Source organism: Streptomyces gamaensis (genome assembly GCF_042656465.1).
GTDB lineage: Bacteria > Actinomycetota > Actinomycetes > Streptomycetales > Streptomycetaceae > Streptomyces > Streptomyces gamaensis.
In genome coordinates this window covers 24,827-40,786 of record NZ_JBHSPB010000003.1, presented here as the reverse complement: position 1 = coordinate 40,786, position 15,960 = coordinate 24,827, and the positions used below count along the sequence as shown (strand labels likewise).

The window sequence follows — 15,960 nt, the reverse complement described above, 5'->3', positions numbered from 1 at the left end:
CGCGCCTGCCTCGTCCCTGAGGCTCCGTCCCCGTGGCCCCGTCCCTGAGGCTCCGTCCCCGAGGCCCCGTCCCGTACCCGACCGAGAGTGAGCTCACGTGGCCTGTGATCTCTGGCTTGTCCCCCTCGTCGACGTGCTGTGCCACAGCCCCGACAACCCCTTCGCCGAGGAACTCGCCGTGTACGACAAGGCGCTCGGCGAGGCCGGGCTGCCGTCCGTGCCCGTCTTCGGCTACATGCCGGGCCTGTCCGGGGACGTGGCCCCGGTCGCGGGCTTCGACTACGACGCGCTGCACTTCCTGCGCCGCGCCCATCTGCTGAACCTGTGCGGGCTGCCGGTCACCCCCGTCGACGAACTCGGCGGCGACTACGAGCAGTTGCTGGAGATGTTCGAGGCCACGGCCCGGCAGTCGCACCTGGTGTGGCACTACGACCACGCCGGGGCGTACGTGCCGGTCGACTTCGCCCACCCGCTGTCCAATGACGAACTCCTCGCGGGCGGCGGACCGTTGGGGTCCAGCCAGGGGCTGCTGCGGGAACTGGAGTCCGTGGCCCCCGCGCTGGGCATCGACCCCGCCGACCCGCCGGCCGTCCCGGCCCCGCCGCAGCGCCCCACCGGCCTCGACGAGCGCGCCGCCCCGGGCCCGTACGACGCGAGCCCCTTCGCCCGCGAACGGCACGTCTGGCTGGGTCTGTACGCGGCGGCGACGCGCAGCCTGGGACAGGGCTCGATGATCGTGTTCAGCTGAGAGCGGCTGAGAGCGGCTCAGCAGGTCGGGCGAAGTTCACTGCGGTACGGCAGCGCCCCGAAGGGGCGCGGGGACCTGCGTGACCAGCCACGACGGCGCCGCAGTCGGTCGACGACCCGTTCGCGGCACTTCCAGCGGAGCGCTCAGCGGGGCGACTCCGGCGGCCGCTGACGCGGCATGTTCGGACGCGTGCCCGGCGCCATCGGGAAGCGCGGCATGGGGCCGCCGCCCTCCCCGCGGGGGCCCCACGAGACCAGCGACTGCGTCAGCAGCGGCGTCGGCCCCGCCCGGAACTCCACCATCCAGTCGGCGGTTTCGGCCCGCACCAGCTCCGAGACGTCCTCGGAGAAACGGCGCAGCACCGTCAGACAGCGCTCGGCGGCCTCACTGGCCGTGCCCTCCGTCGGGCCGAGCACCTCGCGCACGCACTCCGAGGCCCAGTCGAACTGCAGGGCCTCCAGGCGCCGTTGGACCGCCTGCGCCGTCGACACCGCACGCATCCAGCCCGACGTCAGCCCGAAGAAACGGTCGCAGGCCAGGCACGCCACCGCGCCCAGCAGCACGACGAAGCCCCAAGCGGCCCCGGTACGAAGGACGGTGGTCAGCTGCAGCAGCGGCAGCAGCGCGCCGACGAACGCGAAAGCGGCGGCCCCCACGCGCAGCGCGCGCGCCCAACGGCGTTTCCACGCGCGGTCGGCGAGATACCAGTCGACCAGATACAGCGCCCCTCTCTCGACCCAGCGGTACAGCTCGTCGAGACGCTCCGCGGGCTCCCCCCAGTCACCGAGGGGGAAGGTCCGGCCGCGCAGGTCGCCCCGGATCCTCACACCCTGCTCCCGGGGGAGCCCCTCGGGCTGCATCTCCGGCTGGCTCACCCGTGCACTCCCTCTGCCGTGGCGGATCGCGAGCCCCCTTCCTACCGCCGAACGGCTGGCCTGCGACACAAGATCCCCGGTTTTTGGCCCGTAAGCGCTGCGGAATCCGGTATAGGAACCGGCCGGATGCACTCGAAAGGGTGGCAACCGTTTCCGGGGAACCCGTCCCACCTGCGGTGCCCCGCCGGCGCCGGGGCGCCGTGATGACGCCCCGGGGCCCGGTTCCCCGGCGGGTCCGTGCCCCGCCGGGGAGATGTGTCGACGAGGCAATAGGGTGACTGCTGTGAAGGTCCTCGTCATCGGCGGCGGCGCCCGCGAACATGCCCTGTGCCGCTCACTGTCCCTCGATCCCGACGTCACCGCGCTGCACTGCGCCCCCGGCAACGCCGGGATCGCCGAGGTCGCCGAGGTGCACCCGGTGGACGCCCGCGACGGCGCGGCCGTCCGCGCGCTGGCCGCCTCGCTGGAGGCGGACCTGGTGGTGATCGGCCCGGAGGCCCCGCTGGTCGCCGGTGTCGCCGACGCCCTGCGCGAGCACGGCGTCCCCGTCTTCGGCCCGTCCGCAGAGGCGGCCCGGCTGGAGGGCTCCAAGGCCTTCGCCAAGGACGTCATGGCCGCCGCGAACGTCCCCACCGCCCGCGCCTACGTGTGCACCACCCCCGACGAGATCGACCGGGCGCTCGACGCCTTCGGCCCCCCGTACGTGGTCAAGGACGACGGGCTCGCCGCCGGCAAGGGCGTCGTCGTCACCGCCGACCCCGCAGCGGCCCGCGAGCACGCGCTCGCCTGCGGCCGCGTGGTGATCGAGGAGTTCCTGGACGGGCCCGAGGTCTCCCTCTTCGCGGTCACCGACGGCGAGACGGTCGTCCCGCTGCAGCCCGCCCAGGACTTCAAGCGCGCCCTCGACGGCGACGAGGGCCCCAACACCGGTGGCATGGGCGCCTACTCGCCGCTGCCGTGGGCCGACGCCGGGCTCGTCGACGAGGTGCTGCGCACCGTGCTGCAGCCCACCGTCGACGAACTGCGGCGCCGGGGCACGCCGTTCAGCGGACTGCTGTACGCGGGGCTCGCGATCACCTCGCGCGGCGTGCGTGTCATCGAGTTCAACGCGCGCTTCGGCGACCCGGAGACGCAGGTCGTCCTCGCCCGCCTGAAGACCCCGCTGGCCGGGCTGCTGTACGCGGCCGCCACCGGCACCCTCGCCTCCGTGCCGCCGCTGCGCTGGAGCGACGGCGCCGCCGTCACCGTCGTCGTCGCCTCCCACAACTACCCGGACGCGCCGCGCACCGGCGACGTCATCGAGGGCCTGGCCGAGGCCGCCGGGGTGGAGGGCGCGTACGTGCTGCACGCGGGCACCGCCCGTACGGACAGCGGGGACGTGGTGAGCGCGGGGGGTCGCGTGCTGTCCGTCACCGCGTCCGGCGACAGCCTGGCCACGGCGCGCGGGCGCGCGTACGAGGCCGTCTCCCGTATCCGGCTCGACGGCTCGCACCACCGCACCGACATCGCCGCCAAGGCCGCCGCCTCCGCCTGAGGGGCCCGGCAACGACCTCCCTGTTTGGCCCGGCTTTGACCAAGGCCATTCCATCGGGTGACCGGTTGTCCAATCGGCTGACGTGCGCCCCCCGCCGGATCTATGGTGCGGCGCAGCCGGCTGCCGGACTCCGGCAACTGGCCCACCGGCATTGCGATGTCAGAGCCCGGTGCCACAGTGGGGGGAAGGCAACCCGGGGCAGCGCCGTCGGCGCTGTCGCCCGGGACCGCCTTGTCCCGCTTTGGTCGCACTCCTCGGCTCGTCGGCAGAGCACAACTGGCAACAGGGGGTGATCGGTCCCGTGGCAGTTCCGGAAGCAGGCGCGCTGGCCGCGCGCACCCGAGCCCTCGCGGTGCTGCGCATCCGCAGCGCCGCGCTGGCCGTCGCCCTGCTGCCCGCGGCGGCCGCCGTCGTGCTGCTGACGGGCGGCGCCACCGGCCACATCCCCAGCGGCGGCGGCTGGGCCGCCGCCCGCTGGGCCGTGGCCGGGGCCGCCGCCGTGGCCCTGACCCTCGCCGTCGCCGTCGGCGCGGTCGTCGCCCGGGCCCGGCCCGCCCTCAGCCCCACGGTGCCCATCCCCGAGGAGACCGCCCCCGACCTCTACCGGCTCGTGCGCGACCTCGCCGAGCGGCTCGGCGTCCCCGCGCCCTCCGCGATGGCCCTGACCCCCGACTGCGACAGCTGGCTGGAGGACCGCACCCACCCCGCGCTGGGCCCGCCGCGCGGCCGGGCCCGCCCGCTGCGCCGCACCGGGGCCGCGCCCGTCCTCGTCATCGGCTCGCCCTTCCTGTGGTGGATGCGCGTCGCCGAGCTGCGCGCCCTGCTCGCGCCCGTCGTCGCCGGCACGGGCCCCTCGGCCCATCCCGACATAGCGGCCGCCCGCCGTTTCGTGCGCGGGCTGGACGCCGCCGTCGCGGTCGCCGCCGGGCGGCCCGTCCTCGCCTTCGTGGGCGGCGTCGCCCGGCTGCTCCTGCACTCCTGCCGCGACCACGTCGCGGAGATGGAGCGCGGGGTGGCCGCCGCCGCCTCCGAGCGCGCCCAGACCGTCGACTACGGCCTGCGCATCGCCGCCCAGGAGCAGGTCGGCCTCGCCTACGCCGGCTGGGACCGGCTGCTGACCCGGGTGGCGCTGCCCGCCTGGCGCATGGGCCGCTGGCCCTCCCGGCTCGACGCGGGCGTCGTCGCCGCCCTCACCGAGCTCTCCCGCCGCGACCGCCTGGCCGAGGGCTTCACCTCACGCCTGGGCGAGCGCCCCGCCTGCGACCTGCTGGAGGAGCCCGGCGCCATCGACGAGGCCGCCTCCCTCCTAGCGGCCCGCCTCTTCCACGGCGGCCCGCCCGCCCCCGGCCCCGACTGGTGCCCCGTCGCCTGGGGCCAGTACCCGGAGGAGGTCGTCGACCGCAAATGGCGCCTGGAAGCGGCCCGGCTGCACCGCGTGCTGGAAGACATCCCGACCCCACTGCCGGGCCGGGCCCCGGAACGCGCGGCCGAGTGGCCACCGGCCGCGGGTGGCGGCTGCGCCGATGGGGGCGGTTCCGGGGCGGTGGATGCCGCTGCGGTGGGGGGTACGTGCGGGGGGTCGGCGGTGGCGGGCGACGGTGGGACGGCACCGGCGGTGCCCACGGCTGCGGGTGGCGGTTGTGGCGCGGAGGTGTGCGACGGGGTCGCACGGGGCGGTGCGGTGGATGCCGCTGTGGCGGCGGGTATGCGCGAGGAGTCGGCGGAGGCGGCCGATGGCGGGAGCGGCTCCCGTTCCGGTGCGGGGGCGTGCGCGGGGCCCGGGGCCGACGGGGGCGCCCGGACGGCGGGAGCGGCCGGGGGCCTGGCCGGCCCCGGCGGGGATCCGGTCGCGGCCCTGGCCGTCGAGCGTGCCGCGGGCGGCGTCGCCGGGATATCCCGGCCCGGGCCCGCACAGGAGCCCACGGCCTCGGCGCACCGGGCACTCCCGGCGACCCCGGACCGCGTGGCTGTGCCTCCGGCGGGGCCTGTTGCGGCGCCGGATCGTGTGGCCGTCCCCCCGGCGGAGCCTGTCGCGGAGCCCGCAGTCGCGGGACCGGGCCTCATCGGCGATCCCGGCCTCCCGGCCGGGGGGAAGCCGGCGGCGCCGGATCCTGCGGGGGCTCCCGGTGCGCCGGTTGCCACGGCCGGGCCGGGGACCGTGCCGGACGCCCCGGCACATCCGGCCCCCGCGCCGTCGCCGGGCCCCCGCGCGTGCGGCCCCGCACTCCCTGCGAACCCGGACCCCATGACCGTGCCTCCGGCGGAGCCCGTCGTGGCGCCGGGCTCCGCGCACGCCCCCGCACTCCCGACGGCCCCGGACCGCTCGGCCGTGCCCCCGGCGGAGCCCGTCGCGGAGCCCGTCGCGGCACCGGCGCCGGCCCGCGCGGCCGGCCCCGCCCTCCCGGTGAAACCGGACTCGCAGCCGGCCGTCGCCAGTGTCGGCCGGGTCATCGAGCGGCTGGCGGGGCCCGCGGGCAGCGGGGTCGCGGAGGAGTTGGAGGCGCGGCTCAGTGCCGAGGTGGCACGGGAGGCCGCGCAGGGCGGGCGGGGCGTGGACCGGGGCCCGTTCGGGGCGCCCGGCGGTGGTGAGCCCTGGGCGGACGGGCTCGCCCCGCTCTTCCCGCTGCAGCCGCCCCGCAGCGGCAGGGAGCTGCTCGCCGACCACGTGACGGCCATGGTGTGCTGCGCCGCCGTCGACACCGCGGGCGCCGCCCCCGGCCTGGACTGGCTCGACGGCCCCGCCCTGCTCGTCGACGGTGTCCGCCGCGCCGACCTGGCCCGTACCGTCCTCAGCCTCATCGAGGACGGCGACGACGGCCCGCTGCGCTCCTGGCTCGGCGAGGTCGGGGTCCGGCCCGAGAAGCCGGTCCGGCTGGGGTGAGCGGCGGCGCGGCCCGCGGGCGCGCCGCCGGCCCGCCCGCCCCGGCGCGTACCGGGAAATGACCCGACGAGCGGTGACGGGCCGGGCGCGCGGTGTGATGTGCTGGGCCCGGCCGCGCCGCCGATCCGTACGCGCCGCACGCGGGCACCGCCGCGGGCCGGGACACGTCGAGGGCGCAGGGGAGGGAGGCGCACATGGGGACGGAGCAGATCCGCCGCTGGGAGTCGGGGGCGCTCGCGCACGCCGTCTCGGACCCCTTCGGGCAGGGTCCCCTGCCCTGGCTGCGCGGCAGTGAGTGCTACTTCGACGGCACGGGCCGGATCATCCCCTGGTACGCCGAGCACGTCCCCGCCGCGGGCCGCACCCCCCGTATCCCCGCCCCGCGCGCCCGCTCGCAGGCCCCGGGCCGCGCGGGCGCCGAGGGAGGCGGCCCCCGCACCGCCGACGACGTCCGCTGCCAGATCAAGGGTTTCGCCTCCACCAGCGCGGTCGCGCCCGGCGAGGCCATGGACTTCCGGATCACGGTGGATCCGCCGCAGCAGTTCGGCGTCGACGTCTACCGCATCGGCCACTACGCGGGCGACGGCGCCGCGAAGATGACCAGCAGTCCGCGGCTGTCCGGCATCGTGCAGCCCGCCCCGCTGACCGTGGGCCGCACGGTCTCCTGCCACCACTGGTGGCTGTCCTGGCGGCTGCAGATCCCCGGCTACTGGAGCCCGGGCGCGTACGTCGCGGTCCTGACCACCGCCGACGGCTACCGCAGTCACATCCCTTTCCTGGTCCGTGACGCGCACCCGGCCGATCTGCTGCTCGTGCTGCCGGACATCACCTGGCAGGCGTACAACCTGTATCCGGAGGACGGCCGCACGGGCGCGAGCCTGTACCACGCGTGGGACGAGCACGGCCGGCTGCTCGGCGAGGAGGCCGCGGCGACCACCGTCTCCTTCGACCGGCCCTTCGCGGGCGCGGGCCTGCCCCTGCACGTGGGTCACGCCTACGACTTCATCCGCTGGGCCGAGCGCTACGGCTACGACCTCGCCTACGCCGACACCCGCGATCTGCACGCCGGCCGCGTCGACTGCTCCCGCTACCGGGGCCTGGTCTTCCCCGGCCACGACGAGTACTGGTCGGCGCCGATGCGCCGGGCCGCCGAGGCCGCCCGCGACGCGGGCACCTCCCTGGTCTTCCTCTCCGCCAACACCATGTACTGGCAGGTCGAGCTGGCCCCCTCCCCGGCCGGCCAGGACCACCTGCTCAGCTGCCGAAAACACCGCGGCCCCGGCCGCTCCGCGCTGTGGCGCGACCTCGCACCGCCCGAGCAGCAGCTGCTGGGCATCCAGTACGCGGGCCGGGTGCCCGAGCCCGCGCCGCTGGTGGTGCGCAACGCCGGCCACTGGCTGTGGGACGCGACCGGCGCCGCCGAGGGCGACGAGCTGCCCGGCCTGGTCGCCGGCGAGGCCGACCGCTATTTCCCGCGGACGGCCCTGCCCGCGCACACCCGCCGCATCCTGCTCGCGCACTCCCCGTACACCGACGGCGAGGGCGCGCTCCGCCACCAGGAGACCTCGCTGTACCGGGCCCCCAGCGGCGCCCTCGTCTTCGCCTCCGGCACCTTCGCCTGGTCCCCGGCCCTGGACCGGCCGGGCCACACCGATGTCCGGATCCAGCGGGCCACGGCCAACCTCCTCGACCGCATCTGCAAGCGGGGTTGATCTTTCCGCCGGGGAGTGACCGCCCCTGAGCGGGGCAGACGCACGCCCGTACGGCAGAATCAGTGGTGCTTGGACAAACCACCAGGAGGGCGTGTGTCCGGATTCGTAGAGAAGCCCGAGCCTGTCGAGGTTCCCGGCCTTGTGCATCTGCACACGGGCAAGGTCCGTGACCTCTACCGGGACGCGGAGGGACGGCTGGTGATGGTCGCCAGCGACCGCACCTCGGCCTACGACTGGGTGCTCGCCACCGAGATCCCGGACAAGGGGCGCATCCTCACCCAGCTGTCCCTGTGGTGGTTCGAGCGGCTCACCGACCTCGTGCCGCACCACGTGCTCTCCACCGAGGTGCCCGCCGGTGCCCCCGCCGACTGGGAGGGCCGCACGCTGATCTGCCGGCCCCTGGAGATGGTGCCCGTCGAGTGCGTGGCGCGCGGCTATCTGACGGGCTCCGGGCTCGCCGAGTACGAGGAGAACCGCACCGTGTGCGGCCTGGCCCTGCCCGAGGGCCTGACCGACGGCTCCGAACTGCCCTCCCCGATCTTCACGCCCGCCACCAAGGCGGAGGTCGGCGAGCACGACGAGAACGTCTCCTACGAGGAGGTGGCCCGCCGGGTCGGCGCCGAGACCGCCGCGCTGCTGCGCCAGACCACGCTGTCGGTGTACGGCCGGGCCCGCGACATCGCCCGCGACCGGGGCATCATCCTCGCCGACACGAAGTTCGAGTTCGGTTTCGCGGACGGGGGCCTGGTGCTCGCCGACGAGGTCCTCACCCCCGACTCCTCCCGCTTCTGGCCCGCCGAGGACTGGGAGCCCGGCCGGACGCAGCCGTCCTTCGACAAGCAGATCATCCGGAACTGGCTCGCCTCCCCCGCCTCCGGCTGGGACCGGCACGGCGACACCCCGCCGCCCCCGCTGCCCGCCGAGGTCGCCGAACGCACCCGGGCCAAGTACCTGGAGGCCTACCAGCGGCTGACGGGCACCAAGTGGGAGTGAGCGGGGCGTAGCGGTTCCGGCCCGCCGCCGGGGTGCTCGCATCTGCGAAGGTGGGAAGCCCCATCCCGTATCCCGCCGGAGGACCGATGTACAGCGTGCTCGTAGTCGAGGACGACCCCGAGGTGCGGGCGGCGGTGGCCGACGGGCTGCACATCGAGGGCTACGAGGTGCGCTGCGCCGCCGACGGTCTCGAAGCCCTCTCGGCCGTCGCCGCGGCACCGCCCTCCGCGATCGTGCTGGACGTGACGATGCCGGTGCTCGACGGCCTCGCCGTGTGCCGTCGGCTGCGTGCCCTCGGCGACCGTACGCCCGTCCTCGTGCTGACCGCCCGCGACGCCGTCTCCGACCGGGTCGCGGGCCTGGACGCCGGTGCGGACGACTACCTCGTCAAGCCGTTCGCGCTGGACGAGTTGTGCGCGCGGCTGCGGGCGCTGCTGCGCCGTGCCGCGCCGGCCGCGGCGGCGGAGGAGGGTGACGGGCTCGCGTTCGCGGACCTCACCGTGGACCCGGCCACCCGCACCGGCAGCCGCGGCGGCGTCCCCCTGGAGTTCACCCGCACCGAATTCGCCCTGCTCGAAGTGCTGTTGCTGCACCCGGGGCAGGTGCTGCCGCGCGAGGTGATCCAGGAGCGCGTCTGGGGCACCGACTTCGGCCCGGACTCCAACTCCCTGGCCGTCTACGTCGGTTACCTCCGCCGCAAACTGGAGGCGGGCGGAGCGCCACGCCTGGTCCACACCGTGCACGGCGTCGGCTACCGCCTGGCGGAGGCGTGAACCGCGGACGCGGCGAGGCCGCGGCCCATGGCCGGGACCGTACTGATGGCGTTGGCCGTGTCGTCGGCGTTGGCCGTGTCGACGGCGTGAACTGCCCCGACGGCGCAGACCGCCCCGACGGCGTGAACCGCGCCATCGGCGTCGACCGTCCGCGCAGCCGGAACCGTGCCGGCGACGCGGACCGTGCACGCCGCACCCCGCTCGGCCGCCTCCTGGCCCGCCGCCCGCTGCGGGCCCGGCTGGCCGTGGTCACCTCCGTCGCGGTCGCCCTCGTCGCGCTCGGGGTGCTCGGCGCCGCGTACGTCGTCATCCGCTACGAACTCGTCCGCCAGCTCGACCTGCAACTCAAACAGCAGGCCACGCTGATCGTCCAGGAGAGCCAGGGGCCCAACAGCCGTTTCGGCATGGGCACCCTGTACGGGGAGTGCACCTGGCTCGCGGCCCCCGCCTGCGCCCAGACCGTCGGCGCCGACCCCGCCGCCCCGGGCCAGCACGGGCTGGTGCTGCCGGTGACGGGCGCCACGCGCCGCGTCGCGGCCGGCACCCTCGGCGCGTACTACAGCGACATCACCCTCGACGGGCGCAAGCTGCGCATGTTCACCACGCGCGTGAAGGACGGGCGGGCCCTCCAGGTCGCCGTCCGCTCCGACACCGTCGACGAGGGCGTCAAGCAGGCGGGCCTGCTGCTGGGCGCGGTCGGCGGTGCGGGCGTCCTTCTCGCGGCGGGGCTGGGCTACTTCGCGTCCCGTACGTCCCTGCGCCCCGTCACGCGGCTCACCGCCACCGCCGAACGCATCGCCGCCACCCGCGATCCCGCGCACCGCATCGAGCTCGCCCCCTACGAGGAGCGCCGCCAGGACGAGATCACGCGCCTCGCGGACAGCTTCAACACGATGCTCGGCGAACTGGAGGAGGCGGTCGCCGCCCAGCGCCGGCTCGTCGCCGACGCCTCCCACGAACTGCGCACCCCGCTCACCGCCCTGCGCACCAACGCCGAACTCCTCGCCCGCGCCGACCGGCTCACCCCCGAGCGGCGCGAGCGGGCGGCTGCCGCGCTCGGCCGCCAGCTGCGCGAGGTCACCGGCATGGTGGGCGATCTCATCGAGCTCGCCCGGGACGAGGAGCCGCAGCAACTCGTCGAGCCGGTCCGCCTCGACGCCCTCGTCGAGCGGGTCGTCGCCGACGCCCGGGGCCACTGGCCCGCCGCCGTCTTCACGGTGGACGTGACCGTGACCGGTACGGCCGCCGTCGTCCCCGGGGTTCCGGCCCGGCTCGCCCGGCTGCTGTCCAACCTGCTCGACAACGCGGCCAAGTTCAGCCCGCCCGGCGGCGCCGTCGAGGTACGGCTGGCCCGTACGGACAGCGGTCTCGATCTCACCGTCCGCGACCACGGCCCCGGGATCGCCCCCGAGGACCTGCCCTATGTCTTCGACCGCTTCTACCGCTCCCGGCAGGCCCGCGCCCTGCCCGGTTCCGGTCTGGGCCTGGCCATGGCCCGGCAGATCGCCCGCGCCCACGGCGCCGGGCTGACCGCCGGGACGGCGCGGACGGGCGGCGCCCTCTTCCGGCTGCGGTTCCCGGCGGGCTGAGCGCGGGGGCCCGCCGGGGCCTTCGGCCCCGGGAACGCCGAAGGCCCCGGTCGTGATGACCGGGGCCTTCGTTTCGCTGAGCGGACGACGAGACTCGAACTCGCGACATCCACCTTGGCAAGGTGGTGCTCTACCAACTGAGCTACGTCCGCCTGCCCCGCGGGTTTCCCCTGCGGTGCGGTTCCACTATAGCCAACCTTGAGCGCGTGCGATGCGCGCTGCCGCGTGACGGTTCTCCGCACCGAGCTTCGCGACGGCCGCCGAGAGGTAATTGCGGACCGTCCCCGGCGTCAGCGAGGCACGCTCCGCGATCTCCGCGACCGGAGCGCCGTCCTCCGCCAGCTCCAGCAGCTCCGCCTCGCGCGCGTTCAGCGGGGAGTCCCCCGCGCTGATCGCGTCGGCCGCCAACTCCGGGTCCACGTAACGGTTTCCGGCGTGCACGCTGCGGATGATGCACGCGAGCTGCTGCGCGGAGACGGTCTTCGGCACGAAGCCGCGCACCCCCGCCTCCAGGGCCCGCTTCAGATGTCCCGGCCGGCCGTGACCGGTCACGATCATGGCCCGGCAGTCCGGGACCTCGGCCCGCAGCGATGTGGCCACTGTCACACCGTCCGCCCCCGGCATCTGCAGATCCAGCACCGCCACATCGGGCCGGTGCGCCCGCGCCATCGCGAGCGCCTCCGGCCCCGAGGCGGCCTCGGCGACGACCAGCAGATCGTCCTCCAGCCCCAGCAGTGCCGCGAGCGCCCCCCGGATCAGATGCTCGTCGTCCGCCAGCAGTACGCGTACGGGCGCACCCGGCCCGCCGGCCGCGCCCGTACGCGCGTCTGCGCCCCCGCCCCCGGGCCGGACCTGCTCGCCGCTCATGCCTTCCCCTCACCCGCGCCGACGGACCCGGCCGCGGCCGGAACGGTCCCCGTCGCCCGCTGTTCCTCTTCCTGCTCCGGTTCCCGCTCCGGTTCCTGCTCCGGCGAGGGCGCCTCCACACCCTTCCCCGCTTCCGGGGCCGCGGTCAGCGGAACGCGCGCGGCCAGCCGGAACGTACGGCGCGCCCGGCGCTCGGCCGTCAGCGTGCCGCCCAGCACGGTCACCCGCTCCCGCAGGCCCGCCAGCCCCGAACCCGCCCCGGACCCCGGCCCGGCGTCCTGCACCCCGTCGTTCTCCATGGTCAGTACGGCCTCCCCGTCGGCGGCCCGCAGCCGGATCGCGCACCGGCGGGCGTCCGCGTGCCGCAGCACATTGGTGGTGCCCTCGCGCACCACCCACGCCAGTACGGACTGCACCGGCACCGGCAGTTCCCGGCCCGAGCGGTCGTCGATGCGGCACTCGATGCCGGCCGCCGCCAGCACGCCCCGCGCGCCCACGAGTTCGGTGTGCAGATCGGCCTGCCGGTAGCCCCGCACGAGCTCCCGCATCTCCCGCTGCGACTCCCGCGCCAGCCGCTGGACCTCGTCCATCTGCTCCAGCGCCGCCTCCGAGCCGCGCCGCGCCAGCTGCCCGGCGAGCTCGCTCTTGAGCGCGATCACCGCGAGGTTGCGGCCGAGCACGTCGTGCATGTCCCGCCCGAAGCGCAGCCGCTCCTCCGCGACCGCGAGCCGCGCCTGCACGCCCCGGGCGGCCTCCAGTTCCCACAGGACGGAGAGTATCCAGCCGGAGGTGCGCAGTGTGGCCATGCTCCACAGGCCGATGCCCATCAGGAACACGGCGACCGTGACCCCGCCGCTCCACTCGCCCGTGGGCAGGACGACGAGGACTCCGAGGCCGAGGGCGGTCGCGGCGGTGACGGCCAGGTATTTGCGGATGCGGGTCAGCAGGCTGCACGGACCGAAGAACATCAGCCCGCTGGCCTGCAGCACCATGCCCATGGTCGTCAGGTGCGCCATCCCGTCGACAGCGACCTTGACGACGAGGACGGTCGCCACGGTCGCGAACAGCACACCGGAGAAGAACAGGCGCCACCAGGGGGCGGGGCGCTTCCACAGGTAGTGGTCCAAACAGCGGGTGCCCAGACCGATGTTGTGGACGCAGTGGGCGAGGGACACGCCCAGCAGCAGCCACCCGAGGGGCCGGGGGCCGGGGCCGCCGAGCAGCGACGCGGCATTCGCCAGTGGGAACACGAAGGTGATGCCGGCCAGCATCCACCGTGTATAGCTGTCGACCTGGGCCGCCTTGCTCCGGCCCCGCCACTCCCGTACTCGCCCGCGCAGCCCCATGCGCCCGGCCCCCGTTCGTTCTCGCTACCCGCCGCCTCCCGGCCGGCTCACCGTCGCGGCTCCCAGCGGAACCACCGTCGTACAGCAAACACGGCCAGCGCCACCCACACCAACGCGGTCACCAGATACTGCACGACGTCGCCCGCGCTCGCGCCGCCGAGCCAGCCGCCGCGCATCAGCTGTACGGCCGGGGTGAGCGGCAGCAGCCGGCAGGCCTGGGCCACCGGGTCCGGGAAGATCTCCAGCGGGATGAACAGCCCGGAGCCCAGGAGGGACAGCAGGAACAGGGGAGTGGTCACGAACTGGGCGCCCTCGACGGACTTGGCCCAGGCCGAGGTGGCCGCCGCCAGGGCGACGCACAGCACGAGGCCCAACAGCAGCCCGGCCACGAGGAGTTCGGGGCGCTCGACGGCCCGCAGGCGCAGCAGGGCCATGCCGCCGACGACCAGCAGCAGGCACTGCGCCACCGCCACGGTCACCGCCGGCAGCGCCGTGCCCGCGAGGATCTCCGTGTCGCTCGCCTCGCCCGTCCGCAGCCGCTTGAGGACCAGTTCCTCGCGGCGGGCGACATAGGCGGTGACCAGATTCTGATAGACGGCGAAAATCAGGATGTAACCGAATCCACCGGTGATGGACACTTCCAGAAGTGACATCCCGGTCTTTTCGACGTCGAGTTCCCCGGTCGCCCGGTGCATCGCGAACACCATGAGGGCAGGCATCAACAGCCCCATGTACAGCGCGGTCTTGCTGCGCCGGAGCAGCAGCAGCTCCGCCTTCCCCAGCGCCAGAACGCGCGATCCCGCCGTGGACGCCGCCGTGGATCCCGTAGTTGATGTCGCCATCACTTGCTCCTCCTCGAACCGGCCCCGGCCACCGCACGCCGCGCCGGCCCCGACTCCTCTTCCGGCTTCGGCTCCGGGGCCGAAGTCCCTTCCCCCGCACCGGCTATCGCCAGGAACGCCTCCTCCAGCGAGGCGGTGCGCGCGTCGAGCCCCTCCAGCTCCACGCCCTCGTCGCGGGCCCACAGCAGCAGCCCCGTCAGCGTGCGCTGCAACTCCCGCGTCTGGAGCTCTATTCGGCCCTGGCTCTCCTCGTGCCGGATCACGCCCAGCTCGGCCAGCGGCGGCAGATCGCCGACGAACCAGCCCACCGGCACCGCGAAGCGGATGCGCGAGGGATACTCCCCGATGACCTCGGAGGGGGCGCCGGAGGTCACGATCCGCCCCTCGCGCATGATGGCCAGCCGGTCCGCGAGCGCCTCGGCCTCTTCCAGATAGTGCGTGGTGAGCAGCACCGTCGTGCCGTCCTCGCGCAGCCGGCGCACCAACTCCCAGGTGGTGTGCCGGGCTTCGGGGTCGAGGCCGGTCGTCGGCTCGTCCAGGAAGAGCACCTCGGGCCGCCCGAGCAGCGCGAGCGCGAGGTCGAGCCGGCGCCGCTCGCCGCCGGAGAGCTGCTTGACCCGTACGTCCCGGCGCGGCCCCAGCCCCACGAGCTCCAGCGCCTCGCCGACGGGCCTGGCCCCCGTGGTGCAGCCCGCCCACATCCGCGTGGTCTCCGCCACCGTGAGGTCCGCGGGGAAGCCGCCTTCCTGGAGCATCACCCCGATCCGGGGCCGCACCGCGCGCCGCTCCGTGAACGGGTCGTGCCCCAGCACCCGCACCTGACCGCCCGTCGGGCGCGCCAGCCCCTCCAGGAGCTCGACCGTGGACGTCTTGCCCGCCCCGTTCGTCCCCAGGAGCGCGAACAACTCGCCGCGCCGCACGGTGAAGGAGACGTCCCGCACCGCCTCGAATCCCTTGCCGCCCTGCGGCCCGTAGCGGCGCCGCAGCCCCGCGGCCTCGATCACACAGTCCCCGATGTCCATGCTTCAAGGCTTCCGCCGGCCCGGCCCCGACATCAGTGCGGACTGTCATGACCTCGGATGACGTTTGTCATGAGGCCCCGGGCACCCCCGACACGACGAAGGCCCCGGTCGCAATGACCGGGGCCTTCATTCCCTGAGCGGACGACGAGATTCGAACTCGCGACCCTCACCTTGGCAAGGTGATGCTCTACCAACTGAGCCACGTCCGCATGCTCCCGACCGGCTCTCACCGGGCGGCGCGAACACCACTGTACCTGATCCACCGGGGTGGTCGGTAACCGTGATGAGAGCGGGTGACAGGGATCGCACGCTGCGCCTTCCCCTTGGAAAGGGGACGCTCTACTACTGAGCTACACCCGCATGACTCGCCCCAGCCGACCGCTCGCGCGGTCGGAGGACGATCAGAGCGGGTGACAGGAATCGCACACTGCGCCTTCCTCTTGGAAAGAGGACGCTCTACTACTGAGCTACACCCGCATGACTCGCCGCACCCGGCCACTGGCGTGGCCGGAGGACGATCAGAGCGGGTGACAGGAATCGCACACTGCGCCTCCCCCTTGGAAAGGGGGCGCTCTACTACTGAGCTACACCCGCGCGACCTCGGGCCCCGGCCGGTTTCCCGTCCGCGCCCCTCGGCGTTGATCCAGACTGTAGCTGATCATCCCGGGTGCTTGGCAAATCGAGTCCGGGAGAGGCCGGCGAGCGGACCCGCCGGGTCCGTCGCCCGCCTCACAGTGCGTCAGTGACCGCCCACGCGCGGGGCGTTGGAGCGGACGGA

General features: G+C 74.7%; 12 protein-coding genes and 5 tRNA genes. 7 read left to right on the top strand and 10 right to left on the bottom strand.

What is annotated here, in order from left to right; all coding sequences use genetic code 11:
• The first annotated feature begins 97 nt into the window (after window positions 1-97).
• Window positions 98-748 carry a hypothetical protein gene (locus ACFP1Z_RS05085; protein WP_390314663.1) on the top strand — a complete coding sequence of 217 codons (651 nt, stop codon included), beginning with the start codon at window positions 98-100 and terminating at the stop codon, window positions 746-748.
• A 143-nt stretch (window positions 749-891) separates the two neighbouring features.
• Here the strand turns inward: ACFP1Z_RS05085 and ACFP1Z_RS05080 are convergent, their stop codons facing one another.
• Window positions 892-1,623 (bottom strand): SLATT domain-containing protein, encoded by a 732-nt coding sequence (locus ACFP1Z_RS05080; protein WP_390314662.1) that lies wholly within the window; start codon window positions 1,621-1,623, stop codon window positions 892-894.
• Window positions 1,624-1,906: 283 nt separating this feature from the next.
• On the opposite strand from ACFP1Z_RS05080, the gene purD reads away from it, so the two are divergent.
• The 6 genes from purD (at window position 1,907) to ACFP1Z_RS05050 (ending at window position 11,105) form a co-directional block, all read left to right on the top strand.
• The gene (gene purD / locus ACFP1Z_RS05075; protein ID WP_390315049.1) at window positions 1,907-3,157 is read left to right on the top strand and encodes a phosphoribosylamine--glycine ligase; all 1,251 of its coding nucleotides are present in this window, start codon (window positions 1,907-1,909) and stop codon (window positions 3,155-3,157) included.
• A 301-nt stretch (window positions 3,158-3,458) separates the two neighbouring features.
• Window positions 3,459-6,038, top strand: a complete 2,580-nt coding sequence (locus ACFP1Z_RS05070; protein WP_390314661.1) for a hypothetical protein — start codon at window positions 3,459-3,461, stop codon at window positions 6,036-6,038.
• A 194-nt stretch (window positions 6,039-6,232) separates the two neighbouring features.
• Window positions 6,233-7,750 (top strand): N,N-dimethylformamidase beta subunit family domain-containing protein, encoded by a 1,518-nt coding sequence (locus ACFP1Z_RS05065; RefSeq protein ID WP_390314660.1) that lies wholly within the window; start codon window positions 6,233-6,235, stop codon window positions 7,748-7,750.
• 93 nt (window positions 7,751-7,843) lie between these two features.
• A complete protein-coding gene (locus ACFP1Z_RS05060; RefSeq protein ID WP_390314659.1) occupies window positions 7,844-8,743 on the top strand; it encodes a phosphoribosylaminoimidazolesuccinocarboxamide synthase in 900 nt (299 codons plus the stop codon).
• A gap of 86 nt (window positions 8,744-8,829) precedes the next feature.
• Window positions 8,830-9,516: a response regulator transcription factor gene (locus ACFP1Z_RS05055; protein ID WP_390314658.1), complete on the top strand. Its 687-nt coding sequence runs from the start codon at window positions 8,830-8,832 to the stop codon at window positions 9,514-9,516.
• A gap of 227 nt (window positions 9,517-9,743) precedes the next feature.
• Window positions 9,744-11,105: a sensor histidine kinase gene (locus tag ACFP1Z_RS05050; RefSeq protein WP_390315048.1), complete on the top strand. Its 1,362-nt coding sequence runs from the start codon at window positions 9,744-9,746 to the stop codon at window positions 11,103-11,105.
• A gap of 79 nt (window positions 11,106-11,184) precedes the next feature.
• Here the strand turns inward: ACFP1Z_RS05050 and ACFP1Z_RS05045 are convergent.
• The 9 genes from ACFP1Z_RS05045 to ACFP1Z_RS05005 form a co-directional block, all read right to left on the bottom strand.
• Window positions 11,185-11,257: transfer RNA gene (locus tag ACFP1Z_RS05045), tRNA-Gly, on the bottom strand.
• 34 nt (window positions 11,258-11,291) lie between these two features.
• Window positions 11,292-11,972, bottom strand: a complete 681-nt coding sequence (locus ACFP1Z_RS05040; protein WP_390314657.1) for a response regulator transcription factor — start codon at window positions 11,970-11,972, stop codon at window positions 11,292-11,294.
• Window positions 11,969-13,243 (bottom strand): sensor histidine kinase, encoded by a 1,275-nt coding sequence (locus tag ACFP1Z_RS05035; protein ID WP_390314656.1) that lies wholly within the window; start codon window positions 13,241-13,243, stop codon window positions 11,969-11,971. Before ACFP1Z_RS05035 ends, ACFP1Z_RS05040 begins: the two co-directional genes overlap by 4 nt.
• A 122-nt stretch (window positions 13,244-13,365) precedes the next feature.
• Window positions 13,366-14,160 (bottom strand): ABC transporter permease, encoded by a 795-nt coding sequence (locus ACFP1Z_RS05030; RefSeq protein ID WP_390314655.1) that lies wholly within the window; start codon window positions 14,158-14,160, stop codon window positions 13,366-13,368.
• Entirely contained in the window at window positions 14,160-15,182 is a 1,023-nt protein-coding gene (locus ACFP1Z_RS05025) for an ABC transporter ATP-binding protein (protein ID WP_390314654.1), read from the bottom strand. Before ACFP1Z_RS05025 ends, ACFP1Z_RS05030 begins: the two co-directional genes overlap by 1 nt.
• A 136-nt stretch (window positions 15,183-15,318) precedes the next feature.
• Window positions 15,319-15,391: transfer RNA gene (locus ACFP1Z_RS05020), tRNA-Gly, on the bottom strand.
• Window positions 15,392-15,470: 79 nt separating this feature from the next.
• A tRNA-Gly gene (locus tag ACFP1Z_RS05015) sits at window positions 15,471-15,542 on the bottom strand.
• A 45-nt stretch (window positions 15,543-15,587) separates the two neighbouring features.
• Window positions 15,588-15,659, bottom strand: a tRNA-Gly gene (locus tag ACFP1Z_RS05010).
• A 45-nt stretch (window positions 15,660-15,704) separates the two neighbouring features.
• Window positions 15,705-15,776: transfer RNA gene (locus tag ACFP1Z_RS05005), tRNA-Gly, on the bottom strand.
• Window positions 15,777-15,960 lie beyond the last annotated feature (184 nt).